Source organism: Kitasatospora sp. NBC_01246 (assembly GCF_036226505.1).
Taxonomy (GTDB): domain Bacteria; phylum Actinomycetota; class Actinomycetes; order Streptomycetales; family Streptomycetaceae; genus Kitasatospora.
This window is the reverse complement of the sequence record NZ_CP108484.1, coordinates 7,875,885-7,901,831: the sequence shown is the minus strand read 5'-3', so window position 1 is coordinate 7,901,831 and position 25,947 is coordinate 7,875,885. Positions and strand designations below refer to the sequence as shown.

24 protein-coding genes and 2 pseudogenes are annotated in these 25,947 nt (G+C 75.1%); 9 read left to right on the top strand and 17 right to left on the bottom strand.

Annotation, left to right across the window (positions count from 1 at the left end; translation table 11 throughout):
• Positions 1-191: 191 nt before the first annotated feature.
• The 6 genes and pseudogenes from OG618_RS33260 to OG618_RS33235 form a co-directional block, all read right to left on the bottom strand.
• Complete coding sequence (locus OG618_RS33260; protein WP_329491326.1) at positions 192-686, bottom strand: GNAT family N-acetyltransferase; 495 nt, start codon at positions 684-686, stop codon at positions 192-194.
• On the bottom strand, positions 687-2,042 hold the full coding sequence (locus tag OG618_RS33255) for a DUF6271 family protein (RefSeq protein WP_329491325.1): 1,356 nt from the start codon (positions 2,040-2,042) through the stop codon (positions 687-689).
• Positions 2,043-2,712: 670 nt separating this feature from the next.
• Complete coding sequence (locus OG618_RS33250; protein WP_329491324.1) at positions 2,713-3,828, bottom strand: N-acetylglucosamine kinase; 1,116 nt, start codon at positions 3,826-3,828, stop codon at positions 2,713-2,715.
• Between the two features lie 714 nt (positions 3,829-4,542).
• Positions 4,543-5,388: an SAM-dependent methyltransferase gene (locus tag OG618_RS33245; RefSeq protein ID WP_442906903.1), complete on the bottom strand. Its 846-nt coding sequence runs from the start codon at positions 5,386-5,388 to the stop codon at positions 4,543-4,545.
• Positions 5,389-5,631: 243 nt separating this feature from the next.
• A pseudogene (locus tag OG618_RS33240) lies at positions 5,632-5,805 on the bottom strand (response regulator transcription factor); the annotation flags it as partial.
• Positions 5,805-6,251, bottom strand: a pseudogene (locus OG618_RS33235) (MMPL family transporter); the annotation flags it as partial. The pseudogenes OG618_RS33235 and OG618_RS33240, both read right to left, overlap by 1 nt.
• Positions 6,252-6,526: 275 nt before the next feature.
• On the opposite strand from OG618_RS33235, the gene OG618_RS33230 reads away from it, so the two are divergent.
• From OG618_RS33230 to OG618_RS33220, 3 genes are all read left to right on the top strand, one after another.
• Entirely contained in the window at positions 6,527-7,651 is a 1,125-nt protein-coding gene (locus tag OG618_RS33230) for a DegT/DnrJ/EryC1/StrS family aminotransferase (RefSeq protein ID WP_329491323.1), read from the top strand.
• Between the two features lie 180 nt (positions 7,652-7,831).
• Positions 7,832-8,791 carry an NAD-dependent epimerase/dehydratase family protein gene (locus OG618_RS33225; RefSeq protein ID WP_329491322.1) on the top strand — a complete coding sequence of 320 codons (960 nt, stop codon included), beginning with the start codon at positions 7,832-7,834 and terminating at the stop codon, positions 8,789-8,791.
• A 13-nt stretch (positions 8,792-8,804) separates the two neighbouring features.
• Positions 8,805-9,896 (top strand): MGDG synthase family glycosyltransferase, encoded by a 1,092-nt coding sequence (locus OG618_RS33220; RefSeq protein WP_329491321.1) that lies wholly within the window; start codon positions 8,805-8,807, stop codon positions 9,894-9,896.
• A 49-nt stretch (positions 9,897-9,945) separates the two neighbouring features.
• Here the strand turns inward: OG618_RS33220 and OG618_RS33215 are convergent, their stop codons facing one another.
• The 4 genes from OG618_RS33215 to OG618_RS33200 form a co-directional block, all read right to left on the bottom strand.
• A complete protein-coding gene (locus OG618_RS33215) occupies positions 9,946-10,695 on the bottom strand; it encodes a polysaccharide deacetylase family protein (protein WP_329491320.1) in 750 nt (249 codons plus the stop codon).
• Positions 10,696-10,711: 16 nt separating this feature from the next.
• Positions 10,712-11,515 carry an SDR family NAD(P)-dependent oxidoreductase gene (locus OG618_RS33210; RefSeq protein WP_329491319.1) on the bottom strand — a complete coding sequence of 268 codons (804 nt, stop codon included), beginning with the start codon at positions 11,513-11,515 and terminating at the stop codon, positions 10,712-10,714.
• A 75-nt stretch (positions 11,516-11,590) separates the two neighbouring features.
• Complete coding sequence (locus OG618_RS33205; protein WP_329491318.1) at positions 11,591-12,478, bottom strand: hypothetical protein; 888 nt, start codon at positions 12,476-12,478, stop codon at positions 11,591-11,593.
• A 114-nt stretch (positions 12,479-12,592) separates the two neighbouring features.
• Positions 12,593-13,444, bottom strand: coding sequence for an SAM-dependent methyltransferase (locus OG618_RS33200; protein WP_329491317.1), 852 nt, complete (start codon positions 13,442-13,444; stop codon positions 12,593-12,595).
• A 232-nt stretch (positions 13,445-13,676) separates the two neighbouring features.
• Here OG618_RS33200 and OG618_RS33195 point away from each other — a divergent pair, with 232 nt between their 5' ends.
• Together OG618_RS33195 and OG618_RS33190 are read left to right on the top strand one after the other, a co-directional pair.
• Positions 13,677-14,348 carry an RNA polymerase sigma factor gene (locus tag OG618_RS33195; protein ID WP_329491316.1) on the top strand — a complete coding sequence of 224 codons (672 nt, stop codon included), beginning with the start codon at positions 13,677-13,679 and terminating at the stop codon, positions 14,346-14,348.
• Positions 14,345-15,130 (top strand): hypothetical protein, encoded by a 786-nt coding sequence (locus OG618_RS33190; protein WP_329491315.1) that lies wholly within the window; start codon positions 14,345-14,347, stop codon positions 15,128-15,130. The genes OG618_RS33195 and OG618_RS33190 overlap by 4 nt, the downstream gene beginning before the upstream one ends.
• A gap of 95 nt (positions 15,131-15,225) precedes the next feature.
• Here OG618_RS33190 and OG618_RS33185 read toward each other — a convergent pair whose 3' ends face one another.
• From OG618_RS33185 to OG618_RS33165, 5 genes are all read right to left on the bottom strand, one after another.
• Positions 15,226-16,947 carry a condensation domain-containing protein gene (locus OG618_RS33185; protein WP_329491314.1) on the bottom strand — a complete coding sequence of 574 codons (1,722 nt, stop codon included), beginning with the start codon at positions 16,945-16,947 and terminating at the stop codon, positions 15,226-15,228.
• A gap of 111 nt (positions 16,948-17,058) precedes the next feature.
• Positions 17,059-17,877, bottom strand: a complete 819-nt coding sequence (locus tag OG618_RS33180) for a 4'-phosphopantetheinyl transferase family protein (RefSeq protein ID WP_329491313.1) — start codon at positions 17,875-17,877, stop codon at positions 17,059-17,061.
• The gene (locus tag OG618_RS33175) at positions 17,874-18,728 is read right to left on the bottom strand and encodes a hypothetical protein (RefSeq protein WP_329491312.1); all 855 of its coding nucleotides are present in this window, start codon (positions 18,726-18,728) and stop codon (positions 17,874-17,876) included. Before OG618_RS33175 ends, OG618_RS33180 begins: the two co-directional genes overlap by 4 nt.
• 4 nt (positions 18,729-18,732) lie before the next feature.
• A complete protein-coding gene (locus OG618_RS33170) occupies positions 18,733-19,023 on the bottom strand; it encodes an acyl carrier protein (RefSeq protein WP_329491311.1) in 291 nt (96 codons plus the stop codon).
• 110 nt (positions 19,024-19,133) lie between these two features.
• Entirely contained in the window at positions 19,134-20,066 is a 933-nt protein-coding gene (locus OG618_RS33165) for a 3-oxoacyl-[acyl-carrier-protein] synthase III C-terminal domain-containing protein (protein ID WP_329491310.1), read from the bottom strand.
• A 97-nt stretch (positions 20,067-20,163) separates the two neighbouring features.
• Between OG618_RS33165 and OG618_RS33160 the strand changes: the two genes are divergently transcribed.
• The 4 genes from OG618_RS33160 (at position 20,164) to OG618_RS33145 (ending at position 23,538) form a co-directional block, all read left to right on the top strand.
• Complete coding sequence (locus tag OG618_RS33160; protein WP_329491308.1) at positions 20,164-20,466, top strand: hypothetical protein; 303 nt, start codon at positions 20,164-20,166, stop codon at positions 20,464-20,466.
• Complete coding sequence (locus OG618_RS33155) at positions 20,463-21,644, top strand: glycosyltransferase (RefSeq protein ID WP_329491307.1); 1,182 nt, start codon at positions 20,463-20,465, stop codon at positions 21,642-21,644. The genes OG618_RS33160 and OG618_RS33155 overlap by 4 nt, the downstream gene beginning before the upstream one ends.
• 149 nt (positions 21,645-21,793) lie before the next feature.
• Entirely contained in the window at positions 21,794-22,750 is a 957-nt protein-coding gene (locus OG618_RS33150) for an ATP-binding cassette domain-containing protein (RefSeq protein WP_329491306.1), read from the top strand.
• Positions 22,751-22,773: 23 nt separating this feature from the next.
• On the top strand, positions 22,774-23,538 hold the full coding sequence (locus tag OG618_RS33145) for an ABC transporter permease (RefSeq protein WP_329491305.1): 765 nt from the start codon (positions 22,774-22,776) through the stop codon (positions 23,536-23,538).
• Positions 23,539-23,615: 77 nt separating this feature from the next.
• Here the strand turns inward: OG618_RS33145 and OG618_RS33140 are convergent, their stop codons facing one another.
• Entirely contained in the window at positions 23,616-24,956 is a 1,341-nt protein-coding gene (locus OG618_RS33140; RefSeq protein ID WP_329491304.1) for an aminotransferase-like domain-containing protein, read from the bottom strand.
• Positions 24,953-25,891: an alpha/beta hydrolase gene (locus OG618_RS33135; RefSeq protein ID WP_329491303.1), complete on the bottom strand. Its 939-nt coding sequence runs from the start codon at positions 25,889-25,891 to the stop codon at positions 24,953-24,955. Before OG618_RS33135 ends, OG618_RS33140 begins: the two co-directional genes overlap by 4 nt.
• Positions 25,892-25,947: the final 56 nt, after the last annotated feature.

Genomic DNA, 25,947 nt, shown 5'->3' with positions numbered 1-25,947 from the left:
GGTCGAAGAAGAGCTCGGTCCAGGAGGCATGCCGCTCGACGGGCGGCTGGCATGTGCTCATGGGGAGAACATCGGCCGGGCGGCCCGCCCGCTGGAGCGAGCCCGGTGTCCGTTGCCTCCTGTGCCCTTCGCCCTGCCTCCTGACTCCCGGCTCCCGGCTCCCGTGCCGTACCGCCGGTCGGCGGGCGCGGCTAGATCTCCATGGACATGTACACCGCGCGCTTGCCGTAGCAGGCCGGAACGGCGACCTCGCGGTGGGTGCGGTAGCCCAGCAGGGCGAGCAGGATGTCGCTGCGCCGGACCGCCACCATGGAGATCCGCTCGAAGCCCTGCTCCTGCGCCTCCTCGCGGATGTGGCGGATGAACCGGAGCGCCACGTCCTTGCCGCGCAGCGGCTCCGCGATGACGAAGTCGTGCACGTGCAGGTTGCGCGACTGGAAGTCGGCCTCCTCCACCTGCCCCAGGTCCGGGCACTGGTAGAGCGGGTAGGGCAGGCTCAGCAGGTAGCCGCCGACCTTGCCCCCGTGCTCCAGGACGAAGCAGGTGTCGGGTGAGGAACGCGCCCTGGACTGCAGCGCCTCCCGGCCCTCGGAGAGGTCGTCCGCCGCGTAGGCGTCGGACTCCAGCGCCACGACGGCGTCCCAGTCCTCGTCGGCCAGCAGGCGGAAGCTGATGTCGTCCGTCATCTACTCGGCCCCTCCGACGGTGGCACCGGCTCCGCCGGCGGGGCTGCCGCCCGGGCCGGTCAGGCCGTCGGTGCGGGCGGCCGCCACCATCGGGCCCCAGGCGGCGATCAGTCGCGCGAAGTCCTCGACGTCCGCCTTGGCCTCGTCGAGCAGGCGCTCCCGCAGCGGGGTCAGGTGCTCGGCGAACTCCGCGTACTTCCCGCCCAGTTGCCGGTACGAGCGGTCGAGGACGTCCAGCCGGTGGACGTTCTCCGCCCGGTCCGTCCCGGCGCTGTCCCTGACCAACTCCAGGATCGTGTCGACCCGTACGTGGTGCTGCTCGTCGAGCAGCTCGCCGCCGGCCGCCATCATCCGGCCGTAGACGGGGTAGAGGTAGAGCATCGACAGCAGGAACTTGGTGAACCGCAGCTGGTAGGCGGTGAATCCGGCGCCGCTCCGGCGGCCCGGGGTGTAGTAGTTCACGATGTGCCGGTTGTGCACCACGCCGGGCAGGGTGGCGTCCAGGACCACGTGCAGCAGGAAGTAGTCACTGCCGATGGTCTCGGTCGCGGGCGGCAGCGGGACGCGCTCGTAGACCTCGTGATCGAAGCCGATGTTGCACATGTCCACCTGCCAGATGTCGGGAGCACCGAGCACCGACTCGTCGGCGGTGAACGGGTCCGTCCCGCCCCCGGTGAACGACGCCTCGACCAGCTGCCGCTTCTCCTCCTCGGACCAGACGGGCGGCGCCCAGAGGCTGACCACGTCGTAGTAGAGGGCCGGGTCCAGCTCGCGGATCTCGCTGACGTCGACGGAGAGTTCACCGATGAAGGAGCTGCCGACCAGTGACACCGGCTTCTCGGCGTCCGCCGGCTCCAGCTCGCTCTTGGTGACGGCCGCCTCCGCGTCGGCCGCCCGCTTCCCGAGCGACAGCAGCTCCTGGTGGATCGGGAAGACCGGCTTCCCGTCCAGGACCTGGTAGTCGCTGTCCGAGTCCCGGCGGTGGACGGAGTCGCAGCCGAGGGCGGCGGCGATCAGGAACGCCCGGTTGGTGCAGGCACCGTAGGAGACGGCGTCGGGCAGCATCAGATCGAGCAGCCGGGCCGGTTCGGCCACGCCGGCGGCGTCGACCACCCGCCCCAGGAACTCCCGCTGCCGGGCCTCGTCGAGGTGGTGCACGACCACGCCCGCCGCCCCGGGCAGTTCGGCCACGGCGCGCGCGTGCGCCGCGAAGGTCGACGTGTCCGAGGAGTCCAGGACGACCAGGTGCACCTCGACCTCGAAATGCTCGGCGGCGTACGCGGCCTCCTTGCCGATCGCCGAAATCGTCTCGACACAGGCCCGGTTGGTGGGCAGGGCCAGACAGATTCTGCGCATGCCAGTTCTCCGTTCGGTCATCAGGTGTCTTGCTGTCACCGCGAGTTGGGCGAGGCCGAGCGTGGACCGAAGACCCGGTGCGCGCGGTGGCGAAGCGCTGGGCGCGCCGTGGACCGGCGCAGCGCCGTCCGGCATCCGTTCCGGTCACTCCAGAGGTCGAGTCCGTTTGCCACCACGCCGATCAGGTACCCCTTGCGGCAGCCGGACCGGCGCCCACCGGTGTCGGCAGCGGGCGCGGCTCCGGCACCACCACCGGCACCGGCACCGGCACCGGCACCACCCGAACCGGCCGGACAGGCTGAACGGGCCCGAAGGACCGAACGGGCCGGGGCACGGCGAAGGCGTGACCGGACACCGGTGGACCACACGCCAGGTCCGCCACAACTCACCGTTTCAGCTGGGTAGTTGATGCCCACGACGGGGACTCCTGCCAAGGCGCCCCCGCGCCGCCGACTGGCATTCCCCTACGGTGGACTAGACCAACTTCCGGTGTCAACCGCCTCCTTGGATCGGCTCCGGGCCACGGGGGCACGCTGCCCGATCGGGCAGCCGCCGCTGCCCGCGGCACAGAGCCGTGCGACGGCCCTCGGGAGGGGCCGTACACCCTCGACCACCGGGTTGGCCGGGCCCGGGCGTTCGGTTGGCGCGGTCCGTCCGACCGGTCCGGGCCTCAGAGTCCTCCCCGGCCGTCCGTCAGGGTGCGGACGTCGAGCAGCGGTGGATCGACCGGCCAGGGCAGCGCGGTGCCGGAGGCGCTCGCCGCCAGGCGCAGCGCGCCGAGCAGTGGCGGCCCGTCGGGGCGGTGCGGGCGCGCCGTCGGGAGGCGGTCGGTCAGCGCCGCCAGCGCCGCCCCACGCAGGCGGTCCAGGGCGAACAGGCCCCCGGTCAGGGCGACCCGCGGGTCGGGCAGCCCGACGGCCCGGACGGCTGCGGCGGCCGCGTCCGCGATCTCCTCCCCCGCCCGCCGCACGATCGCGCCCGCGACGGGGCAGCCGTCGTCGGCCGCGTCGACCACGTCGGGGGCGAAGGCGGCCAGCAGGGCGGCCCGGTCGGGGCGCGGCTGCAGGGCGGCGGGCAGGCCGGCCACCGGGCCGTAGCGGCGCTCCGCCGACGCCAGCAGTACGGCCGAGCCGCCCGTCCGGCCGTCGTGGGCGCGCAGGGCCGACTCCAGGCCGGCCCGGCCGATCCAGCCGCCGCTGCCGCAGTCGCCGAGCAGTTGGCCCCATCCGTCGGCCCGGTGCCAGCCCGTGTCCGGGTGGACGCCGATCGCGACCAGACCGGTCCCGGCGGCCACGGCCACACCCGGTCGACGTCCGAGGGCGCCCACGTGGGCGGTGACGGCGTCGCCGGCCAGCACCAACCGGTCCGCACCCGTCGCGCGGGCGAGCGGGACGGGGAGTTCGCGAGCGAGGTCCCGGCCGAGCAGGGCCATGCCCGTGGCCCCGACGGCCACCGCCCCGATCCGCGCGACGGGCGGCAGGCCGGCGATCAGCGTGCCCAGGGCGGGGAGTACACGGCTCAGCAACGCCTGCGCGTCGTGCCCTCCTGCGGTGATCCGGGCCGGGGCCGCGATCCGGTCGGTCCGGGCGCCGGCGAGGTCGGCGGGCCACCCGCCGGGAGCCAGGGCGAGCCGGACTCCGGTGCCGCCGACATCGATTCCGACCACCCAGCTGCCGTCCCGACAGTCCTGGCCGACCTGGCCGGGATGGCCGGGATGGCCGGGATGGCCGCGATGGGGCGCGGTGGAGCCGACGGGGCGCGGTACGGCGGGGTCGATCCGGTCCACAGCGGCCCTCCGCTCGGTGCTGTTCGTGCCCGCGACGGGACGTCCGTACGAGCCGGCTCGGCTTCCCCGCGGGGTGTCACCCCCGGGGCCTGTCCGAAGTGTGCCACCGCGCCCCGCCGGGCAGCCGTCGCTCCGGAGGTCCCGGGGCGCCGTCGTCCGCTCCGCCCCCTCGGGGACGTATCGGGTGCCTTGCACTGCGGCCAAGATCATCAAACGATGCGCCCGGGACGGCGGGAGGGCCCCGCCGCACGGATCGGGGGACGTGTGATCGTCGCGCGCGAGGTCGAGTTCCACTGCGAGGAAGTGTTCGAGCCCTACGACGCGGTCCGGCCAACGCTCACCCGGTCATCACCGCACGCGGCGCGTCGGTCGGCCGGGACCGTCTCCGACGGCGAACGCGTCCGCTACGTCCAGGACGGGCTCGCGGCGCACTACCGCCGGGGCGTGGAGCTCGCCCGGTTCTCCACCGGCCACGAGTCGACGCCGGAGGGACAGCGCAACCACGCCTCCTACCGCTCGCCGGGATTCCTCTCCTACGAGGAGCAGATGTCGGCGTCCGGGCTCTCCCGGCCCGGCCGCCCGGTCCGGCACCTCCCGGCACCGGACCGCAGGGGGCGGCTGACGGTTCCCGTGCCCGCCCTCGACGCGGGCACGGGAACGGCGGGGACGGGTGCGGCGGGCACCGGCTGGGCCGCCCCGGTGGCGGCGGGCGGTTCAGCCGCGCTTGACGGCCACGCCGCCGTACATCGCGATGTCCTGGTCGCGCACCGGCGCCGCGTCCGCGTCCGGCCGCCACTGGTGGACCAGGGTCACGCCCGGGTCGAGCAGGTCGTAGCCGTCGAAGAAGGCGAGCGTCTCGTCCTTGTCGCGGATCTGCAGGGGAATCCCACGCGCGTTGTACTCGCGGCCGACTCCGCCCACACCCACCGGGTCGGTGTCCCCGGTGAAGACGGTCAGCGCCAGGAAGCTCCCCGGGGCCAGCTCGTCCATGAACCGCCGCACGATGCCCTGCGGGTCGTCCTGGTCGAGGACGAAGTGCACGATCGCGATCAGCGAGAGCGCCACCGGCTGCGCCAGGTCCAGGACCTCGCGCAGTTGCGGGGCCCCGATGATCGAGTCGACGTCGCGGAAGTCGGCGTCGATGTAGGAGGTCCGGCCCTCCTCGGTGCTCGACATCAGCGCGCGGGCGTGGGTCAGCACGATCGGGTCGTTGTCGACGTAGGCGACGCGGGCCTCGGGGGCGATGCCCTGGGCGATCTCGTGCACGTTGGGCGAGGTCGGGATCCCGGTGCCGATGTCCAGGAACTGGCGGACCTTGTGCTCCTCGGCGAGGTGGCGGACCACCCGCTGCATGAAGGTGCGGGTGGTCCGCATCGAGGTCGGCAGGGCCGGCCAGGCCTTGACCGAGGCGTGGGCGGCGGTCCGGTCCGCCTCGAAGTTGGTCTTGCCGCCGATGAGGTAGTCGTACACCCGGGCCGAGTGCGGGACGTCCATCCGCAGGTCCACCCCCGGCCAGCGCCGCTCCTGCCGGTTCCCTGACATCCACCCCATGCCTGACATCCTCACCCCTCCCGCTCCCCGCTCACCCGGGGAAGCAGCTCCGGCCGCCCCGCTGGCGGGCCATCGTGCGCATGGTAACGGTGCCGCCCGGACAGCGCGGCTGCCGGGGGCCGGACAGCGCGGGGCCGGTCGCGTGCCCAACGCCCGGCGGCCGCAGCAGCCGTGGTGCCCCGTCAACCCGTCGCGCCCGGGCTCGCGGGCGCGACGGGCTCCACGGAGCCGGGTACAGCGGGGCGACCGGGCTCAGCGCGGCGGGCGTGCCGCGCGGGCGGCCGCGACCAGGCCGGACTGGTAGGCGATGGCGACCAGTTGGGCCCGGTCGCGGGCGTCGAGCTTGGACATCGCGCGGTGCACATGCGTCCGGACGGTGAACGGGCTGACGTACATCCGCTCGGCGATCTCCTCGTTGGTCAGACCGTGGTGGAGGTCGGCTGGGACTCCGCGCCCGGCAGCCCGAGCCGCAGATCGAGGGCGGGCAGGGCGAGGACGCCGAGGCCCGCGACACCGGTCAGCAGCACGGCCACCGGGCGGCGCAGCACCAGGCGGGCCCAGCGGGTGCCGCCGTTGGCCGGCTGCCGCTCCGCTTCGGCGGCGGCCCGGGCCACCGGGCTCCCGGCGGTCGTGCCGTCGGCGACGGCACGCAGCCGGCCGACACGGCACCGGGTGCTCCCGCGCCGGGCCCGGCGCGGGAGCACCCGGTCGCCGAGGAAGCCGAGCAGGGCCGGGACCAGTGTCAGGGCGATCACGACCGCGATCACGACCGTACCGGCGGCCGCCCTGCCCATCTCGGCGAGGATCGGGATGCCCACCACGGAGAGCCCGGCCGGCGCGATGACGACCGTCAGCCCGGCGAAGACCACGGAGTACGTCAGCTGCACCGCGGGGAGCAGCCGCCGGGCCTTCCGGCTCCCCGGCCCGCCCTCCACCGGGGTGGTCCGGGGCGGACGGCGGGGTCCGGCGGGCCCCGGCGGTCCGGTGACCGCCCGGTCACCGGGGCAGTCACCCGGGCGGTCGGTGACGACGGGCCGGGAACGGGCAGGCGAAGTAGCGTGATGTGCCTGGCCCGACCGATTTGTCCGGTCCGGCCGGAAACGAACCCGCTCGATGATCTGATCATCCTGCTGCCGGAGGTGGCCTCATGGGCGTTCCAGCCGCTCGCATCGTGTTCGACGAGGGCGACCGCGCGGCCGTCGCGGATGCGGTGGCGGAGATCCTCGCCACCGGTGCGCTGACCCTCGGCCCCTGGACGGAGCGCTTCGAGCAGGCCTTCGCGGCCGAGCACGGCGCGTCGCACGCCGTGGCCGTCGCCAGCGGGACGGCCGCGCTGGAGATCGTCCTGCGCACCGTCGACGTCCGTGACCGCGACGTGGTCGTCCCGGCGGTCACCTTCTACGCGACCGCCGCCGCCGTCGTCCACGCCGGCGGACGCCCCGTCCTCGCCGACGTCGACCCGGCGACCTTCGCGCTCTCCCCCGAGACGCTGGAGGCGGCCCTCACCCCGGACACCGCCGCCGTGGTACTGGTGCACATCGGCGGCCTGATCACCCCCGAGGTCGACGAGCTGCGCGCGATCTGCGACCGCCGGGGCATCCCGCTGGTCGAGGACGCCGCCCACGCGCACGGCAGCAGCTACGCCGGGCGCGCGGCCGGGTCGTTCGGCCTGGCCGGCGCCTTCTCGTTCTACCCGACCAAGGTCACCACCAGCGGCGAGGGCGGCATGATCCTCACCGAGTCGTCCGACCTGCGCGACGAGGCACGCATCCACCGGGACCAGGGCAAGGGCTCGTTCACCACCAACCACCACGTCCGGTTCGGCGCCTCGTGGCGGCTGAGCGAGCTCAACGCCGTCGTCGGCGCGGTGCACCTGCGCCGGCTCAAGGAGTTCGTGGAGACCCGGCGCCGGGTGGCCCAGCGGTACGACGCGGCGCTCGCCGGGCTCGACGGACTGCGGCCGACGGTCGAGCCGGTCGACTGCCGCAGCAACTACTACAAGTACGTCGCCCTGCTGCCGGCCGGCGTCGACCGCGCCGCGTTCAAGCGGGCGGTGGCCGAGGAGCACGGGGTGCGGCTCTCCGGCGAGGTGTACGACCTGCCGCTGCACCTCCAGCCGGTGCTGGCCCCCTACCGGCGCGGGCCGCTGCCGGTCGCCGAGGACCTCTGCGCCCGGCAGATCTGCCTGCCGGTGCATTCCGACATGACCGAGGACGAGACCGACCAGGTGATCGAGGCGGTCACCGCCGTCCACCGGCGGCTCGCCGGATGACCGGGACGGCCGAGAGCACCGGGGCCGCCAGGGCCGGCGGAACCACAGCGACCGCCGGGGCCGCCGGACGGGTCGGCCGGTCCCGATGACCGGAACCACCAGGAAGCCCCGAACCACCGGAACCACCGGGACGCCCCCGGACCGGACGGTCCGGGCGAAGGCCGGACAAGGAGAGAGACCGTGCGCGTAGCCGTCACCGGGGGATGCGGATTCATCGGCTCACACGTCGTGGACCGGCTGATCACAGCCGGCCACGAGGTGCTCGCGGTGGACACCACCGACAAGTACCTCAACGCCGACGCCGAGCACTCCCGCATCGACATCCTCGACCTGACCGCCCTCACCAGCGCCCTGGACGGCTGCGAGGTGGTCTTCCACCTCGCCGCCATGGCCGACGTCGAGCAGGTCGCCGCCGACCCCGTCCGGGCCGTGCGGATGAACATCGACGGCACCGAGGCCGTCCTGGAGGCGTCCCGCCGCAGCGGCCTCAGCCGCACCGTGCTGGCGAGCACCGTCTGGGTCTACGGCGCCGCCCTCACCGACGACCAGCTGGACGGCGGTGCGCAGGAGCTGGACGAGCACGTGCCCATCGAGCTGGAGCGCAGCGGGCACCTGTACGTCGCCACCAAGCTGGCCGCCGAGATGCTGGTGCACAGCCACCGGGAGCTGTACGGGCAGCACTTCACCATCCTGCGCTACGGCATCCCGTACGGACCGCGGATGCGGGACGAGCTGGTGGTCGCCCGGTTCGTGCAGGCCGCGCTGGCCGGCCGGCCGATCACCATCGCGGGCGACGGCCGGCAGAGCCGCAACTTCGTCTACGTCGAGGACCTCGCGGACGCCCACGTGCGCGCCCTGTCCCCCGCCGCCGAGGACCAGACCTTCGCCCTGGAGGGCTCCACCGCCGTCTCCGTCCGGGACATCGCCGACACCGTCGACCGGCTGCTCGGCCCGGTCTCCATCTCGCACATCGAGGCCCGGGCCGCCGACTACGACGGCCGCCGCATCTCGGCCGCCCAGGCGAAGCGGCTGCTCGGCTGGTCGCCGAAGACCACCTTCACGGACGGCGTGCGGCGCTACGCGGACTGGTACCGCGACGAGGGCGGCCCGGGCGCCGGCCGCGCGGCCGGCGGCTCCTGAGGCGGCGCCCCCGGTGCCGCACGCCCTGCTGGTCTCCGGCTCGCTCGGGCAGGGCCACGACGTGATGGCCCAGGCCTGCGCCGACTCGCTGCGGGCGCGCGGCTGGACCACCGCCACGGTGGACGCCATGGCGCTGCTCGGACAGCGCGCTGGCGCGGTCGGCGAGGCGGTCTTCCGCCGGCTGCTCGACCTGCCCGGCGTCTACGACGCCTTCCACTTCGCCGCGCTGCGCCCCGGCGCCCGGCCGGCCCTGCTCGCCGACGCCGCTGCGCGGACCAGGCTCGTCCCGGCCCTGCGGGAGCTGGTCGCGCGGCAACGGCCGGAGCTGGTGGTGTCGGTGTTCGCCACCGCCACCGCGGCGGTGAACCGGCTGCCCCGGCGGGCCGGCGGGCCGGCCTTCCGACACCTGGTGCTCTGCACCGACGTGACACCCCACCGGCTCTGGGTGCAGGAGGGCACCGACCTCTTCCTGGTCACCTCCGAGGTCGCGGCCTGCGCGGTGCGGCGCTACCGGCCGGAGGCCGCGATCGCCGTGCTGCCGGCGCCGCTGCGGGCGCCGTTCTACCACCCGCCCACCCGCGCGGCGGCCAGGGCCGAGTTCGGGGTGCCGCCCGACGCCAGGTGCGTGCTGCTGATGTCCGGCTCCTGGGGGCTCGGACCGCTCGCCCGCACCGCCGCCGACCTGGCGGACGCCGGGCCGCACGTGCTCGCCGTGGCCGGGCGCAACCGCGAGCTGGAGCGCCGGCTGCGCCACGCCGCCGGCCACCGTCCGCGCCTGCACCCGTTCGGCTACACCGAGCGGATCCCCGCCCTGATGACCGCCGCCGACCTGGTGGTGACCAGCTCCGGGGACACCTGCAGCGAGGCCCGGGCACTCGGCCGCCGCCTGCTCCTGCTGGACGTCGTCCAGGGCCACGGCCGGGACAACCTCCAGCACGAGCTGGAGCTGGGCCACGCCGACGTCACCTCCGCCCGACCGGCCGACGTGGTCCGCACCGCCCTCGCCGCCCTGGACCGCCCGGCCCCGCCCCCCTCGGCCGGCGCCTCCCCGGAGGGCTGGCGGACCGGCTTCGCGGCAGCCCTGGCCCAGGTCGGGCTGGTCTAGGGGTGTTGGCAGAGTCCCGCCTGATCGGGCGGGACTCTGCCAACACTCCCTAGCCGGTCCGACCCGTGCGGGGCGGGACGGCGTGGTCGCGGAGTGGGCCGAGGGTGAGGCCGTGGGTGCGGCAGTGGGCGGCGATCAGGGGGAGGGCGGCGAGGGTGGCGCGCCAGGAGTCGGGGGCGGAGGTGCAGTCCGAGTCGTGCAGCAGGAGGGTGGCGCCGCCGGACAGGCCGGGGCGGGCGGTGGCGTACACGGAGGCGCCGGTGGCGTCGTCGGTCCAGTCCCGGCCCCAGGCCGTCCAGAGCACGGTGCGCAGGCCGAGGCGGCGGGCGGCCAGCGCCGGGCCGGCCGCCAGGACGCCGTACGGCGGGCGGTACCAGGACGGAGGGACCGCGCAGAGTTCGGTGACCGCCGCCGTGGCGCGGCGCAGTTCGCGCAGGTCGCGGGCGGGGGCCGGGTACCACTGCGGGCGGTGGTACCAGCCGTGCACGGCCACCTCGTGACCCCGGGCCACCAGCTCGCGGCCGAGCTCCGGGGCCCGCTCCAGCATCGTGCCGAGCAGGAAGAAGGTGGCCCGGACACCGAGGCCGTCCAGCGCGTCCAGGACGTACGGGGTGCTGCGCCGGTCCGGGCCGTCGTCGAAGGTCAGCGCGACGTGCCGGTCCGCGTCGCCGTATCCGGCCGTGCGCCGGGCGAGGGTGCGGCGCACGGGCGGCAGGCGGACGGCGGCCGGGGCGAGGTGGAGCAGCTCGGCGCCCGCCACGGTGAGGGCCGCCCGGCGGGCGGTGCGCGTCCGGTCCATCGGTGCCCGTCCCGGGTCAGCCGAACCGGGACGCCATGCGCCGGAACACCCCCGGTGCGACGCCGTGGACGCGTGCGGCGAGGCCGAGCCAGCGCGGGACGAAGGGCCGGTCGCAGGACGTGCTGATCGCCCCGACGACGGCTTCGGCGACCCGCTCGGCGGTCACCGGCCGAGGTCGTTCACGCTGGTAGGGGGTGCCGCGCTGGGCGAAGAAGGGGGTGTCCACCGCGCCCGGCAGGACGATCCGGACGCCGACGCCGGTGCCGCGCAGCTCGTACCAGAGGCTCTCGGCGAACATCGCCAGCCCGGCCTTGGTGGCCGAGTAGGCCGCCTCGTCGCGGACGCCGACCTGCCCGGCCATCGAGCCGAGGAGCACGATCCGGCCGCGCCGGCGCTCCAGCATGCCGGGGAGCAGCAGGCGGACCAGCCGCAGCGGGGCGGCCAGATTGACCTCGATCATCCGGTCCAGGGTGTCGGTGGGGGTCTGCGCGAAGGGGCCGCGCCAGCCGAGGCCGGCACTGGCGATCAGGACGTCGACCTGCCCGGCGGCGGCCAGGGCCGCCTCGGCGAGGCGCTGCGGGCCGTCCGGCTTGGAGAGGTCCTCGGGCAGGGCCCGGCCGCCGGTGCGGGCGGCGACCGCGTCCAGCCGGGTGCGGTCGGTACCGGAGAGCAGCAGCTGCCAGCCGGACGGCGCGAGTCGGGCGGCGGTCGCCGCGCCGATGCCGGAGGAGGCTCCGGTGACCAGCGCCACCGGCGGCCCGGCGGCAGGGGCCCCGGGCCGGTCCGGCCGCCGGGGCCGGTGACGGCCTTCGTCCACCATGGCTGCTCCCGTCTTCCCACACCTGGCCGTCCGTTTTGTCCGGCAAGTCACCTTCGCACGGGGGCGCCGTCCGGGCTACCGGGGTGGGATCGCGGCCGCCTCGCTCCGGCCGTCGGCCGCCGCCGCGACCGGCCGCACCTCGGCCTCCACCTCGCCGAAGCGGGAGAGCACGAAGGTGCCGCCGACCGCCACCGCGAAGCCGACCAGCGCGCACCAGGCGTAGCCCGGCCGCGCCGCGTCGCCCAGCGCGACCACGCCGACCAGGGCCGGACCGAAGGTCTCGGTCACCGTCCCGGCCGCCGTCGCCGCCGTCACGGTGCCCCGCTGCAGCGCGAGCGCGTACGCGAGGTAGCCGCCGAGGCCGCCCAGGGCGAGCCCGTACGCCGCCGGGTCGGTCAGCACGTCGGCCACCCCGCCGACGTCCAGCACCCGGACGGCCAGGCTGGTCACGCCGAAGCCGACCCCGGCGAGGAGGCCCAGACCGGCCGCCGCGGCGCCGCCGCCCCGGCGGGCCAGCACCAGGGTGAGCAGCAGCATCAGGACGGTGGTCCCGAGCAGCGCCCAGTGGAAGGCCGGCGCGGCGTGCTCACGGCCCTCCCGCCCGGAGCCGAGGGCCAGCAGGGTGAGCCCGGCGACCACGGCCACGATCGCGGCCACGTCGCCGCGCCGCAGCCGGGCGCCGAGCAGCCAGACCGCGGCGAGCGCCGTCACCGCCAGACCCGCGTTGGTGACCGCCTGGACCAGGAAGAGCGGCAGGCTGCGCAGCGCGACGACGCTCAGCACGAAGCCGCCGATGTCCAGCGCCGTCCCGAGCAGGAACTGCCAGGAGCGCGCCAGGGCGGCGAGCAGCCCGACCCGCACCCGGTCCGACCGCGGCGCCGACCGCGCGCCGCGCGCCTGGAAGACCGAGCCGAAGCCGAAGCAGACGGTCGCGACCAGGGCGGTGGTGAGTCCGAGCAGCATGACTCTCCTCGCTCCTCGGGGCGGGCTCCACGACCAGTCTGGTCCCGTGCGGGCGCACCCGCACGGGGTGCGGGCACGGCGGGCGCCGCACCGGCGCGGGCCGGCGCGCCGGTGTCACGGCTTGATGGCCACGGCCGCGTAGAGGGAGGCCTCGGTGTCGGACACGGCGGTGTCCTCGGGGCCGGCCGGGCGCCAGCGCGGGGTGGGGACGAGCCCGGGGGCGAGGAGCGTCCAGCCGTCGAAGAACCGGGCGATCTCATGGTGCGCGCGGGCCTGGCCGGGGGCGCCCGCGGCGCGGTAGATGCCGGCCAGCCGGGCGATCTCCTCGGGCGCGAAGTCGGCGGTGACGTGGGAGAGCACCAGGGCGCTGCCGGGCGCGAGGGCGGCCTTCAGGTGTTCGACGATCGCGTGGGCGCGCTGCCCCGCGGCGCCGTCGGCGCCGTCGGGGCCGTCCGGCGCCTCGGGGTCGTCGGGGACGAAGTGCAGGACGGCGTTCAGGGAGAGGGCGACCGGGCGGGCGAGGTCGATGGTGTCCCGCAGACCGGGTGCGGCGAGCAGCGCCGCCGGTTCGGTCAGCTCGGCCTCGACGTACGCGGTGCGGCCCTCGCGGGCCCCGGTGAGCAGGGCCTGGGCGTGCGAGAGCACGATCGGGTCGTTGTCGACGTAGACCACCCGGGCCCGCGGGTTCACCTGTTGGGCGATCTCGTGCAGGTTGGGCGAGGTGGGGATGCCGGTGCCGATGTCGAGGAACTGGTCCAGGCCGGCCTCGGCGAGGGCGCGCGTCGAGCGGTGCATGAAGGCACGGTTGGCGCGCGCGGTCGCGCGCACCCAGGGGAGCGCGGCGAGCGCCTGGCCGGCCGCCTCGCGGTCGGCGGCGAAGTTGGTGATGCCGCCCAGGAAGTAGTCGTACATCCGGGCCGAGTGCGGCACGTTCAGTCGTAGGTCGACACCGTCGTAAAGGCTCATCGCTCTCCCCCGCCGCAGGACTCACCCGTCGTTGCCCACGCTACCGGCCCGTCAACCGCCCTTCCGGCCCGTGGAGTTCCGCTAGCCGATGATCCGTAGATCGGACGCAATGACTGTCGGTATTCGCACAAACGCCTGCGGTGACGAAACCTGGTGGAATGGGGTCCGCGGGCACGGGGCCCGCACCCTCGGGCGGCCGGCGGTCGGTCGGCGGCGCTGGAAGGCAGGTTCGATGACGATCGACAGGGGTGTCCGGGTACTCGGGCACCGGGGAGGACCGGCGCCGGCGGGCCCGGGCGGGGGCGGGGGCGGCCGCCGGGGGGACGGCCACGGAGACGCCGACGAGCACGGGTACAGCGGCCCGGAGTACGCCAACATCCGCCTGGAGCTCGCTTATTCGGCGTTCTGCGAGACCCATGAGCCGGCCTGGCGGGCCCTCGCCCTGACCCGGATAGGCAACCGCGCGGACGCGGCGCTGATCGTCGAGGCGGTCAAGGAGGACCTCGCCCGGCACTGGGCCCACGTCCTGCGGTTCGAGGAACCGGCCGCGTACGCCTGGCGGCTGGCGAACCGTCATGTCGCCGACTGGGTGTCCGGCGAGGAGCGGGTCGAAGTGGAGGCGGTCACCTTCGAGGCCGTCATCGGAGCGTTCAAGGACGTCGCCAACGGCCTGCTGCACAGCGAGGCGGACGAGGTCCGGCTCTATGCGGCGATCCTCGAACTCCCCGACCGGCAGCGGGACGTGGTCGTCCTGCGGTACCTGCTCGGGCTGCACGTCAAGGTGATCGGCGCTTATCTGGGCCGGCCCGTCGCCACCGTCCACTCCAACCTCCGGCACGCCCGCGAGCGGCTGGCCAGACGGCTCGGTGTGCGCGAACTGCCGGACCGGGGAGGCGAACAGTGATCCCCCGGCCCCCGGCCGAGGCGCCCGCCGCACCGGCCACGCCACCAGGGGCCGTGCCACCGGCCGAGGGCGGGACGGCGACGCCGCACATCCCCCGGCCCGAACGGCCGCACGCCGAGCGAATCGCCGCGCTGCGCCTGGCCAGGCTCACGGCCGCGCCCACCCACCTGCCGTCCGAGCACGAACAGGCCGCCTTCGAGCTGGGCCTGGTGGTCGCCCTGGTGCTGGGTACCCCGGACGCGGCCCGGGGGCTGGACCTGCTGGTCAACGCGCGGCGGATCCAGCCGGAGGGAGCGGAGGTGTTCGCCGCGCTGCTCTACGCCACCGGCCGCGAGGAGGGCGCCGAGTTCTGGTGGCGGTTCGCCGCCGGATCGGGCAGCGGCACGGCGGCGTACTGCCTGCACCTGTACCACCTGCGGTACGGCGAGACCGACGACGCCGACTACTGGCGTGCCTGGTCCGACCAGCTCGCCGCCGCCCTGGGCCCGCCGGGAGCGCGCCCGCGCGGACCGACCCCGCCGCGGGTGGACCGGCCGCTGCTGCCGGACGACGTCCGGCGGGACGTGCTCTCGCGCTGCCACCGGGGCCTGGCGCCGCAACTGCCCCCGGCGCTGGTCGAGGTGATCGACCGCCTGCCGCGCCAGGGCGATCCGGGCCACGGCGCCCCGGGCCACGGCGACAACGACCACGGCGACCCGGACCGGAGCGGTGACGTACCCAGCCCGTGGGGGCTGACCTCGGGTGCGACCTCGGCCTGTTCCTGGGACGGCGCGCAGGGGTGAACCGGGCGGTGGGACGGCCCGGCCCCGTTCGGGTGAGTCCCCGGGCCGGCGATCTCCGCCCGGGGCGGGCGCAGGGCGGCGCCCGCCCCGGGCGCTCAGCGCGGGGCGAGGCGGCCGGCGATCTCCGGGCACCGGCCGGAGCCCTCGGCCACCACCGTCGCGTCGTCCCAGCACGGCGGGCCGGCCGGGTGGGCGGCGGCATGGACCACGTAGTGCTGCGGGGCCATCGCGGTGTCCCGGCCGGGCAGGGCCTCGATCACCGTGCGGTGGGCGACCAGCGGGGTGAAACCCGGGTCGTCGGTGGCGATCCGGGCGATCAGACGGCCGTCGACGAAGTCGACCCGGGTGGCGGTGCCGAGCGCGTCGACGACCAGGGCCCGGACGGCGTCCAGGTCCACCCAGGAGTTCTCGATCCGCTGCCACGCACCGGTCCGGACGGCGCCGCCCAGACCGGTCAGCGCGGGCAGACCGGCGAGCGGGACCGGCCCCCGGGCGGCGGCTTCGAGCAGCGCGGGCAGGGCCAGCGCGAAACGGCCGGCCTCCTCGCGGTCGAGCACCTGCGGGCAGGCGACCAGTGCGAACTCCAGGCTGTTCGAGGTCCGCAGGATGTTCAACATCAGCCGGACGGCGACCGGCTGGTCCGGCAGCCAGGTCAGTTCGGGGTCGCTCGTCGGGGACGGGCGGGCGTCGGACATCGCCTCGGGGATGGTCATGCTCAGGTCGTTGACCACGACCTGGCGGGCGAAGCGGGAGCCGCGCAGATGGGCGACGTCCTCGATCAGCTGCCAGACGGCACCCGCCGGGAGGGTGCTGTGCCAGTAGCCGGCGAGCGACGCCGCCTTGGCCCGGCCGATCACCTCGTCGAGGTCGACCGCGTCGGTGTCCAGGGCGATCAGGGCGTCCTGGGCGAGGGTGCCGATGTGGTCGGCCATCGCGGCGCGCTGGCGGTTCGCGGAGAGCGCCGACATCACCAGGTCGCCGCGGCCGGCCCGGCGGGCCACCAGGGCCGCGAAGGCCGCCAGCAGGACGACGGAGGGGCTCGCGCCGGTGCGCCGCGCGGTGGCGAGCAGGTCGGCGGCGGCCTGCCGCGAGCGCAGGACGACGGCGGCGACGCCGTCCGGCGGGCCGGTGATCCGGGAGTCCGCGAAGGCGGCCTGCGGCGCGGTGGACAGGACCTTCTGCCAGTGCCGCAGCGCGGCGGCGGCCTTGCGCCGGCCCTGGTCACTCTGCTCCACCGCGGCCACCTCCAGCGGCGTCCGGGCGGTGACGGGCGGGAGCTCCTTGCCGGCCGCGAGGGCGAACCAGTCCTCGATGAGCAGCGTCGTCGCGGCGCCGTCCGCACCCGCGTGGCAGACGACCACCACCAGCCGGAGCGGGTGGTCGTCCTCGGTCAGCAGGGTGAACCGGAGCCGGGGCCCGGCCGCCAGGTCGAACGGGACGGCGACGTCGGCGCGGCCCAGCTCCTCGGCGAGCGCGTCGATCCCCGCCGCCCCGCCGGTCGACCGGCTGTCCACCACGGTGACGCCGAACTCGCCCTCGCCGCAGACCAGCTGACGCTCGGGGAAGGCGTCCGGCCCCGGCCCGGGCGGGAACACCGTCCGCAGCGAGTCGTGCCGTTCGACGAGCCGCCGCACGGCGTCGAGCGCGGCCGTCAGGGTCGTCCCGTCGGGGACCGGCCAGACGGACTCCTTGTTGATCTGCTCGGGTCGGTCCCGCCGGATGCAGCGGATCATGTTGTCCTGGCCGAGGGTCAGCGGCCCGAAGCCGCTGCTCGCGCCGCTGTACCGGACGGTGATCCGCCGGCTGGTCTCTCTCACGTCGTACGCGCCCTTCGGCCGGCCTGGGGTTGGAGCGGAGTGCGGGTCGGGACGCTATCAGCGGCCCGGCGAAGTGGTACAGACCAGATTTCTGGGCGCGCCGACAGACCGTCAGTTCCGGTGCCAGAAAGGCTGGCAGGCCTCTGACAAGGCTTTCCAGCGGTGCCGTCGCAGCCGGAACGGCTGCTCCCCGAGCACCGCCACGGCGGCGCGGAACGGCCCGGGCACCGGGACGTCGTCGAGCAGGCAGGGGCCCTCGCCGAGCGTGCCCGGGTGGGCCAGACGCAGCGGGGCCGGGCCGGCCAACGGCAGCCCGAAGCCCTGCACCAGTCGGCCGCCGTAGGCTTTGACGCAGGCCTCCCGGCGACACCAGAGGGTGGTGAAGCGCTCGGCCAGCACGGCGGGCGAGGCCGACCGGGCGAGGAACTCCGCCTCGGCGCCCGGGAAGTAGCGCTCGGCCACCCGGGTGGCCACCCGGGCGTCGTGGACCTCCTCGACGTCGACACCGACCGGCCGCCCCGCGGTCAGGGCCAGCACGGCCAGGGCGCCGGAGCCGGAGTAGCTGACGCCGACCCGCTCGTGCCCCACCGCCGGTTCGGGTTTGCCGTGCGGGCCGTACCGCCAGGCGAGTTCGGCGGGGTGCAGGCCGAGGCGTTCGGCCACCAGCAGCCGGACGACGCCGTGCACCACGGTGAACCGCCGGCCGGCCACGGGATCGCGGGCGGGGCCCCGGCCGGTGACGCGGGCGAGTTCGTCACGGTCCAGCAGGCTTCGCAGGCTCCGGACGACCTCGTCCGGCTGGTCGGTGGGGATGGTCCAGAGGTCGACCCGGTCGGCGGTGTCCGGCGTGGAGGCGGTGTCGGACGTGGAGGCGACATCGGAGGTTGAGGTGGACGCGGAGGCGGTGTCGGTGGCCGGCCCCGCCGTCACGGGCCGGCCCGAAGGGTCAGGGTGCTCAGCACACCCAGCCTGCGGTCGAAACCGGCGGCCAGCACCGGCCGCCCCTTCTCCTGCCACTCGGGCAGCCGCTCGGCCAGCTCCGCCCAGAGGCCGGTGAACGGCAGACCGGTGAACGGCAGACCGGCGAACGGCAGACCGGCCGCGGCGGCCACCCCGGGGACCGGCTCGGCCGCCAGGCCGGAGCCCAGCAGGACGGCCGCGTCGGCCCCGAGGGTTCCGACCTCCGCGCCGACCACCTCGGCCGCCTTCCGGCCGTCGAGCGCGGAGAACTGACGCACAGTCAGTTCCACGTCGGCGGTCTCGTCCAGGACGAGCACGACGACGCTGTGCCGCTCGGGCAGGTCGACCGGCGCCGCCGGCCGGTAGTGCAGCGCGGTCTGTTCCGCCAGTACCACCACCGCCCGCCGGCAGGCCCCGGTGCGCTGGTACTCGGCGGCCACCCGCAGGGCGCTGAAGGCCACCGCCGACCCCTGGTCGCAGAGGGCGAAGGCCAGCGGCGTGCCCGGGCAGGACCGGCTGAGCGCCAGCGAGCTGGGCGCCCCCGGGCGCACGTCGGGCGAGTCGAAGGCGAGGATCAGCAGGTCCACCGGCACGCCGTCGGCGAGCGCCTCGGCCAGCAGGCCCTCCGCCAGTTCCTCGTAGGAGTGGCCGACGCCCTCGGCGAGGAGGTCCTCCCGCACCGGCAGGCCGTACGGCCGGACCAGGTCCGTGACGAACACCCGCAGGTCCGGGTCGAGCGAGGTCTCCGACCTGCCGTCGAAGGACCGCGCGAGGATCCGGGTGACGCCCAGGGCGAGCGGCGGCGCGGAATCGGCGGCCACCCGGTCAGTCCTCGGGGATGATGTGCCCGGCGACGTAGTCGGCCAGGCTGGTCACCGAGCGCAGGTCGTCCTCGCCGATCTGCTCGACGTCGACCTGGATGTCCAGCGTCTCCTCGACTTCGAGGATCAGCTCGATGGTGCCGGCCGAGGTCAGGCCGAGGTCGTCGAAGAGGCAGGCGTTCTCGGGGATCTCGGGGAGGTCGCGCTTGAGGACGCGCGGCAGCAGCTCGCCGATGCTCCGCAGGATCCGGTCGCGCAGCTCGACATCAGTGGTCTGGACCGCGGGTTCTGGCATGGATGTCCCGTCCCGTCGTGCGTGAGAGGTGAATGGGTCGGCGGGCGGAGGCGTGGTGGTCGTCCTCGCCGTGCCGATGCGTCGCCCGGGTGCGCCGAAACGACGATGCGTCAGTGTTCGACGGCCATGGCGGAGAAGGTGGCTCCGACACCGGCGGCGGCGATCAGGTAGCGGTCGCCCCGGTGGAGCAGCCCCCGCGTGGTGGCGGTGTGGAGATTGATGAGGCTGTCTGCAGCGAAACTGTGCCCGACGGAGCGCACGTTGTCCAGCACGACCTTCTCCACCGGGAACCCGATCCGTCGGCAGATCATCCGCCAGGAGGCCTGGTTGACGTTGTGCGGGAGCACCAGGGCGAGGTCCGAGAGGTCCAGACCTGCCTGGTCGAGGGCGGCCTCGACCGCCTCGATCATCACCACCGGGTACTCCCGCTGGTAGCGCGCCAGCAGGTCCGCGTCCCCGGCCAGGCGGCCGTCGAACTCGGGGCGGTGGCGGACGGCGTAGGAGAGCACCCGATTGCGCTCGCCGGTGGCCCGGACCAGGCAGGCGGCCGCGCCCTCGGCGAAGATCCCGGTCTCGGGCACCACCTGGGCGTCCTTGGTGAAGGTCTTCTCGCCGGCCAGCACCAGCGCCAGGGCCTCCGGGTCGTCCTGCCCGGCGAGCAGGCGGCCGGCCAGGTCGACGGCCAGCAGACCCACCGCACAGGCGTGGTGGGTCACCGTGAAGGCCGAGGCGTGCGCCAGGCCGTACCGGCCGAGCAGCTCGTGCAGGGGGTTGAGCGGGTACGGCACCGCCACCGGCATGCTGCGGGCGTGGATCACGAAACGGACGTGCCGTTCGCGTCCGCGCAGCTCCGGTAAGGCCTCGACGGCGGCGCCGAGCAGGTCGGGCAGCTTCCCGTCCGGGTCCAGCCGCAGCTGGTCCAGACCGTGGAAACGGCGGAAGAGTCGAAGTTGACGCGGGGTCAGGCCGATCCGCTCGCCCACTGCCTCAATGGGCACGGTGTGGTGGGGGAGGTGGACGGCCACTGCCTCCAGTGCTGTCACGCGGGCTAGTATTCCGACGCCCGACGGGTCGCACAAGTGATCTCGGGCCCTTCGCAGTCTCAATTCGCCCCCGTGCCGTCGAGCAGGTGGAGCCCCCATGACCTCTTCCGAACCCGAATCCTCCGCCGCCCAGGTCCGTCCGGAGCTGGTAGCCCTGCTGGCCCGGGCCGCCGGCGCGCCGCCCGAGTGGGCCGCGCTGGTCACCCCGCAGGCCCGACTGGACGCCGATCTGCTGCTGGACGAGTACGAACTGACGGTGCTCGATGCCCTTTTGTGCGGGCACTTCGGGGCAGCCGCCGGCCTCGCCGCACACCGTGCCGGGCTGGACCTGGCCGAGCTGGAAGCCCTGACCGTCGCCGAGGTGCAGCGGCTGCTGCCCGCCGAGGAGCCCGTCCGATGAGCCGATTCCTGCTGGTGGTACCGCCGTTGACGGGACACGTCAATCCGGTCGTGGGGATCGCCCGCGAGCTGGCCGCGCGCGGCCACGAGGTCGCCTGGACCGGCACCGAGTCGGTCCTGCGGCCGCTGCTCGGCCCCGGGGCGGTCGTCCTGGGGACGGGCACCCGGGCGTTCCGGACGCAGGGCGGGCACGGACTGGCCGCCCTGCGCTCGCTCTGGGAGGGCTTCATCGTCCCCTACGCGCGGTTCACCGCGAAGCCGTTGGACGCGGCGGTGCGGGAGTACCGGCCGGACGCGCTGCTGGTCGACCAGCACACGCCCGCGGGCGCGCTGGTCGCTCACCGGCACGGTCTGCCGTGGGCCAGCCTGGCGCCGGGCGCGATGGAGCTGGGGCGGCCGTTCCGGGCGCTGCCGAAGGTCGAGGCCTGGATGACCGGGCTGCTCACCGGGCTCTGGCGACGGGCCGGACTGCCGGAGGAGGAGTACACCGACCCGCGCTTCTCCCCCGCCCTCGTCCTGGCGACGACCGGTCCCGCGCTGGCCGGTCCGGCACCGCTCCCGGCCCACTACGCCCTGGTCGGGCCGGTGCTCGCCGAACGGCCGGCCGACCCGGCCTTCCCCTGGGAACGGCTGGAGCCGGGCCGGCGCCGGGTCCTGGTCACCATGGGGACGCTGGCCGGAGACCTCGGCGCGGACTTCCACGCCCGGGCCGTCCGGGCCCTAGCGCTGTGCGGGGACGACGTCCAGCCGGTGATCGCCGCGCCCGCCGCCCTGCTGCCCGAACTGCCGCGCCACGCGGTGGCCGTGGACCGGGCGCCGGTGCTGGAGCTGATGGCGCGGGGAGCGCTGGACGCGGTGCTGTGCCACGGCGGGATGAACACCGTCGGCGAGGCGCTGGCGCACGGGATCCCGCTGGTCACCGCACCCATCCGACACGACCAGCCGTTCGTCGCGGCCCAGGTGGCGGCGGCCGGCGCCGGGCTGCGGGTGCCGTTCGCGCGCGTCACGCCCGAGGGGCTGGCGGCCGCGCTGCGCACCGTCCTCGACGCGCCGGAGCACCGCGCGGCGGCCGCCCGGGTAGGCGCCGAACTGCGGTCCGGCGGCGGGGCCCTGACGGCGGCCGACCGACTGGAGGCGCTGGTCGGAACCGGGGCAGAACGATCGAATCCATTGGTCTAGGCCATTGTATCCGGGGCGCCGCAGACCCTAGTGTGGCGCGAAGCACCGCTTCCCAGGTGCCCCGGCCACCTTCCCCGCACGGACCGTCCAGCCCTGTGTGCGCTGGACGTCGTCGACGTGGCACATCCATCCCCGCACGGGAGTTCTGGTTGATCGAGACCAAAGGACTTCGCAAGTCCTATCCGTCCAAACAACGCGGCCAGGCTGCCGTCGACGCCGTCCGCGGCATCGACCTGGACGTGGCCGCAGGCGAGATCTTCGGCTTTCTCGGGCCCAACGGCGCCGGTAAGACGACCACCCTGCGCATGCTCGCCACCCTCATCCGGCCGGACGGCGGTGCGGTCCGGATCGCCGGCGTCGACCTGCTGACCGACCCGGCCGGAGTCCGGCAGCGGATCGGCTACGTCGCCCAGGGCGGCGGCACCGCCGACGCCGTCACCGCCCGCGAGGAGCTGGTGATGCAGGCCCGGATGTACGGCGCCCGCAAGACCCTGGCCCAGCAGCGGGCCGAGGAGGCCCTGAAGGCCTTCGGGCTCACCGAGTTCGGCGACCGCGCGTGCCGCACCTACTCGGGCGGCCAGCGCCGCCGGCTGGACATCGCACTGGGCGTCATCCACGCGCCGCAGGTGCTCTTCCTCGACGAACCCACCGTCGGGCTCGACCCGGCCAGCCGGGTGCAGGTGTGGGCGGAGATCCGCCGCCTGAACGCCGAGGGCCTGACCGTCGTGGTGACCACGCACTACCTGGAGGAGGCCGACGCGCTCTGCGACCGGGTGGCGATCGTCGACCACGGCGAGGTCGTCGCCGAGGGGACCCCGGAGAGCCTGAAGCGGGAGATCTCGGGCGACGTCGTCCTGGTCGGCCTGGCGGCCGGCGAGGCCGAACGCGCCACCAAGGCGCTGCGGGAACAGCCGTACCTCCACCGCCTGGAGACCCAGGGCGAGGACGACCTGCGGCTCTACCTCGACGACGGCGCGGCCGCGATCCCGCGACTGCTGCGCGCCCTCGACGGGGCGGGCGTCGTGCCCGGCACCGTGCAGCTGCAGCGGCCCAGCCTGGACGACGTGTTCCTGGCCCGGACGGGCCGTTCCATCGAGCAGTCCTGAGCACTGATCCCCGAGAGGCCCCCATGAAGCTCGCCCGCGACACCTGGCTGGTCTTCCAGCGACAGCTGCTGATCATGTGGCGAACCCCGATCTGGATCGCCGTCGGGCTGATCCAGCCCCTCTTCTACCTGCTGCTGTTCGCCCCGCTGCTCAAGACGGTGCTGGCGCCGATGGGCGCGATCACCTACGCCGACGCCTACCAGATCTACGTACCGGGCCTGTTGGCGGTGCTCTGCATCTTCGGCGGCCTGTACACCGGCTTCAGCCTGCTCGGCGAGCTGAAGGCCGGGATCATCGAACGGTCCCGGGTGACCCCGGTGAGCCGGCTGGCGCTGCTGCTCGGCCGGGCGCTGCGCGAGACGGTGGCGCTGCTCGTCCAGGCCGTCCTGATCACCCTGATCGCGCTGCCGTTCGGGCTGCGGGTGGCACCGCTGGACCTGCTGCTGGCGTACCTGCTGCTCGGCCTGCTGGCCCTGATGACCTCGGCGATCTCCTACGGCATCGCGCTGGTGCTCCCGGCCGACGAGGCGATGGCGCCGGTGGTGAACACCCTCGCGCAGCCGATCGCGCTGCTCTCCGGCGTCCTGCTGCCGCTGGTGCTGGCGCCGGTGTGGCTGCAGAACGTGGCCAAGTGGAACCCCTTCTACTGGGCCGTGGAAGGCATGCGGGCGCTGTTCTCCGGCCATGTCGGGGACAGCGTGGTCTGGCAGGGGCTGCTGGTGGTCGTCCTGATGACGGTGGTGTCCGTGTACTGGTCGGCCCGCCTGTTCTCGACCCGGGTGCGCTGAGCCCCGCGCGTTCCCCGTGCGGTACGAGGGCGGGGCCGGGGCTTCCTCAAGCCCCGGCCCCGCCCTCGTCCGTGTCGCTACCGGGCCTGCGCCCGGATGAAGCGGGCCAGCTGGGCGACGCCGGCGTCGATCTGGTGCTCCGTCAGCGAACTGACCGAGAGCCGGAGCCGGTGCTCTCCCCCGCCCGCCGGGTAGAACGGCGCCATCGGCGTCCAGAGCACTCCGAAGTCCCTGGCGCACCGCTCCATGGCCGCTTCGTCGGCCGTGAAGGGCACCGTCAGCACGGCGAAGAAGCCGCCCTCCGGCTCGTTCCAGGACAGGCCCAGCCGCCGGCGCTCCGCCGCCGGGAACTCCCGCTCCAGGGCGCCCAGCAGCGCCGTCATGTTGGCCGCGTAGTAGGCCGTCGCGCGGGCGTTGGCGGCGCGCAGCCGGCAGTCGTGGCGCAGCAGCATGCCGCCGATGACGGCCTGGCTGAGCGCGGGCGTGTTCACCGTCGTCATGCTCTTCAGCTTCGCCAGCTCGTCGGCGAGCAGCGAGCGCCGGCCGCCGGGGCCGGCCACCTCCTGGTCGGCGACGACGTAGCCGAGCCGGGCGCCGGGGAAGCAGGTCTTGGCGAAGGAGCCGAGGTAGACGACCTGCCGGCGGCGGTCCAGCGCCTTCAGGGTCGGCCGCTCGCCGGGGTCACGGGCGAAGAAGCCGTACGGGTTGTCCTCGATGACCAGCAGCCCCTCCGCGGCGGTGGTCTCCAGCAGCCTCGCCCGGGCGCCGACGGGCATGCTGGTGCCCGAGGGGTTGGCGAAGTCGGGCACCACGTAGAGGGCCCGCGGTCGCCCGCCCCCGGCCCGGACGGCCCGGGCGGCTGCCCGGACGGCCTGCGGGTCGGGGCCGCCGTCGGGGCCCTCGGGCACCGGGACGGTCGTCAGGTCGAGCAGCCGGGCGGCGCCGGTGACGCCGACGTAGCAGGGTGAACTGACCAGCAGGACGTCCTGCGGGCCGGCGCAGAGGGCGCGCAGCGTCAGCAGCATGCCCTCCTGGGCGCCGACGGTGAGCACCAGGGACTCGGGGGCGACGATGAGGCCCTCGTCGTTGGCCAGGGTGCGGGCGACCAGGTCGGCGATGACGCCCTTGGTCGGGCCGTACTGGAACAGCGTGGTGCGCACGGCGTCCCGGTCGAGGCCGCGGGCCGCCAGGTGGTCCAGATAGGCGTCCAGGTGGCCGTGGACGTCCTCCGGCTCGAAGAAGCCCTCGTAGGGGCGGCCGGGGGCGAAGGAGACGGCCCCGGGGTAGCGGGTGGTGACCTCGTTGAGGAAGGTCATCGCGTCCAGCAGCGGATCCGACAGCGAGGCGTGCAGTCCGGACAGCGCGAGGGGCTCGACGGCCGGGGCGTCGGGCGGGGCGAGCGGGCGCAGGGCGGTCACCGCAGGGCCTCGCGCAGCCGATCGGCGGCGTACCGCTGGGCCTCGCCGGCCGCGTCCAGGACGCCCGTCATGGCGAAGAAGCCGTGCGGCATGCCCGCGAACCGGCGGGACTCGACCGGGACGCCGGCTGCCCGCAGCGCGTCGGCGTAGTGCTCCCCCTCCTCGCACAGCGGGTCGTACTCCGCGGTGATCACGGTGGCGGGCGGCAGCCCGGCCAGGCTCGGGGCGCGCAGCGGGGAGGCGTAGGGGTGGGCGCCGTCGGCGGGATCGGCCAGGTAGTGGCCCCAGTACCAGGCCACCGAGCGGCGGTTGAAGAGCAGCGGGTCGTCGTGCCGCTCCGGCGGTGCGGCGGCGACCGCGCGGTGGTCGGTGTTGGGGTAGACCAGCAGCTGGTGGCGCAGGGCCGGGCCGCCCTCGTCCCGGGCGAGCAGGGTGAGGGCGGCGGTCAGGTTGCCCCCGGCGCTGTCGCCGCCGACGGCCAGCCGGGCCGGGTCGACACCGAGGGCGTCGGCGTTCCCGGCCAGCCAGCGGGCGGCGGCGCGGCAGTCGTGGACGGCCGCGGGGAAGGGGTGCTCGGGGGCCAGGCGGTAGCCGACGGAGGCGGTGACGCAGCCGACGGCGTTGGTCAGCCGGCGGCAGATCGCGTCGCTGGTGTCGGGCGAGCCGAGGGTCCAGCCGCCGCCGAAGAGGTAGAGCAGCGCGGGCAGCGGCCGGCCGGCCGGCTCGGGGCGGTAGAGCCGCAGGGCGAGCTCGCCGCCGGGGCCGGGGATCCGGTGCTCCTCGACGGCGGCGACGGGCTCGGGGGTGCCGGCGGCGGCCCGGATGTCGGCGAGGTCGGCGGCGCGGGCCTGGGCCGGGGTGAGGCTGTAGAGCGGGGGTGTGCCGGCCTGCGCACGGCGTTCGCGCAGGGCCTGGGCCTGGGGGTGCAAGGGCATGGTCATCCCATCGGACGGCGGCGGTCGGGCGCTCCTGCTCGGAGCCTGCCCGGTCG

Bases quoted from the DNA above. Each gene is read 5' to 3' on its own strand.
- OG618_RS33260 (WP_329491326.1), bottom strand. From the start codon at position 686: ATGACGGACGACATCAGCTTCCGCCTGCTGGCCGACGAGGACTGGGAC.
- OG618_RS33255 (WP_329491325.1), bottom strand. From the start codon at position 2,042: ATGCGCAGAATCTGTCTGGCCCTGCCCACCAACCGGGCCTGTGTCGAG.
- OG618_RS33245 (WP_442906903.1), bottom strand. From the start codon at position 5,388: ATGTCAGGCATGGGGTGGATGTCAGGGAACCGGCAGGAGCGGCGCTGG.
- OG618_RS33230 (WP_329491323.1), top strand. From the start codon at position 6,527: ATGGGCGTTCCAGCCGCTCGCATCGTGTTCGACGAGGGCGACCGCGCG.
- OG618_RS33215 (WP_329491320.1), bottom strand. From the start codon at position 10,695: ATGGACCGGACGCGCACCGCCCGCCGGGCGGCCCTCACCGTGGCGGGC.
- OG618_RS33210 (WP_329491319.1), bottom strand. From the start codon at position 11,515: ATGGTGGACGAAGGCCGTCACCGGCCCCGGCGGCCGGACCGGCCCGGG.
- OG618_RS33205 (WP_329491318.1), bottom strand. From the start codon at position 12,478: ATGCTGCTCGGACTCACCACCGCCCTGGTCGCGACCGTCTGCTTCGGC.
- OG618_RS33200 (WP_329491317.1), bottom strand. From the start codon at position 13,444: ATGAGCCTTTACGACGGTGTCGACCTACGACTGAACGTGCCGCACTCG.
- OG618_RS33195 (WP_329491316.1), top strand. From the start codon at position 13,677: ATGACGATCGACAGGGGTGTCCGGGTACTCGGGCACCGGGGAGGACCG.
- OG618_RS33170 (WP_329491311.1), bottom strand. From the start codon at position 19,023: ATGCCAGAACCCGCGGTCCAGACCACTGATGTCGAGCTGCGCGACCGG.
- OG618_RS33160 (WP_329491308.1), top strand. From the start codon at position 20,164: ATGACCTCTTCCGAACCCGAATCCTCCGCCGCCCAGGTCCGTCCGGAG.
- OG618_RS33155 (WP_329491307.1), top strand. From the start codon at position 20,463: ATGAGCCGATTCCTGCTGGTGGTACCGCCGTTGACGGGACACGTCAAT.
- OG618_RS33145 (WP_329491305.1), top strand. From the start codon at position 22,774: ATGAAGCTCGCCCGCGACACCTGGCTGGTCTTCCAGCGACAGCTGCTG.
- OG618_RS33135 (WP_329491303.1), bottom strand. From the start codon at position 25,891: ATGCCCTTGCACCCCCAGGCCCAGGCCCTGCGCGAACGCCGTGCGCAG.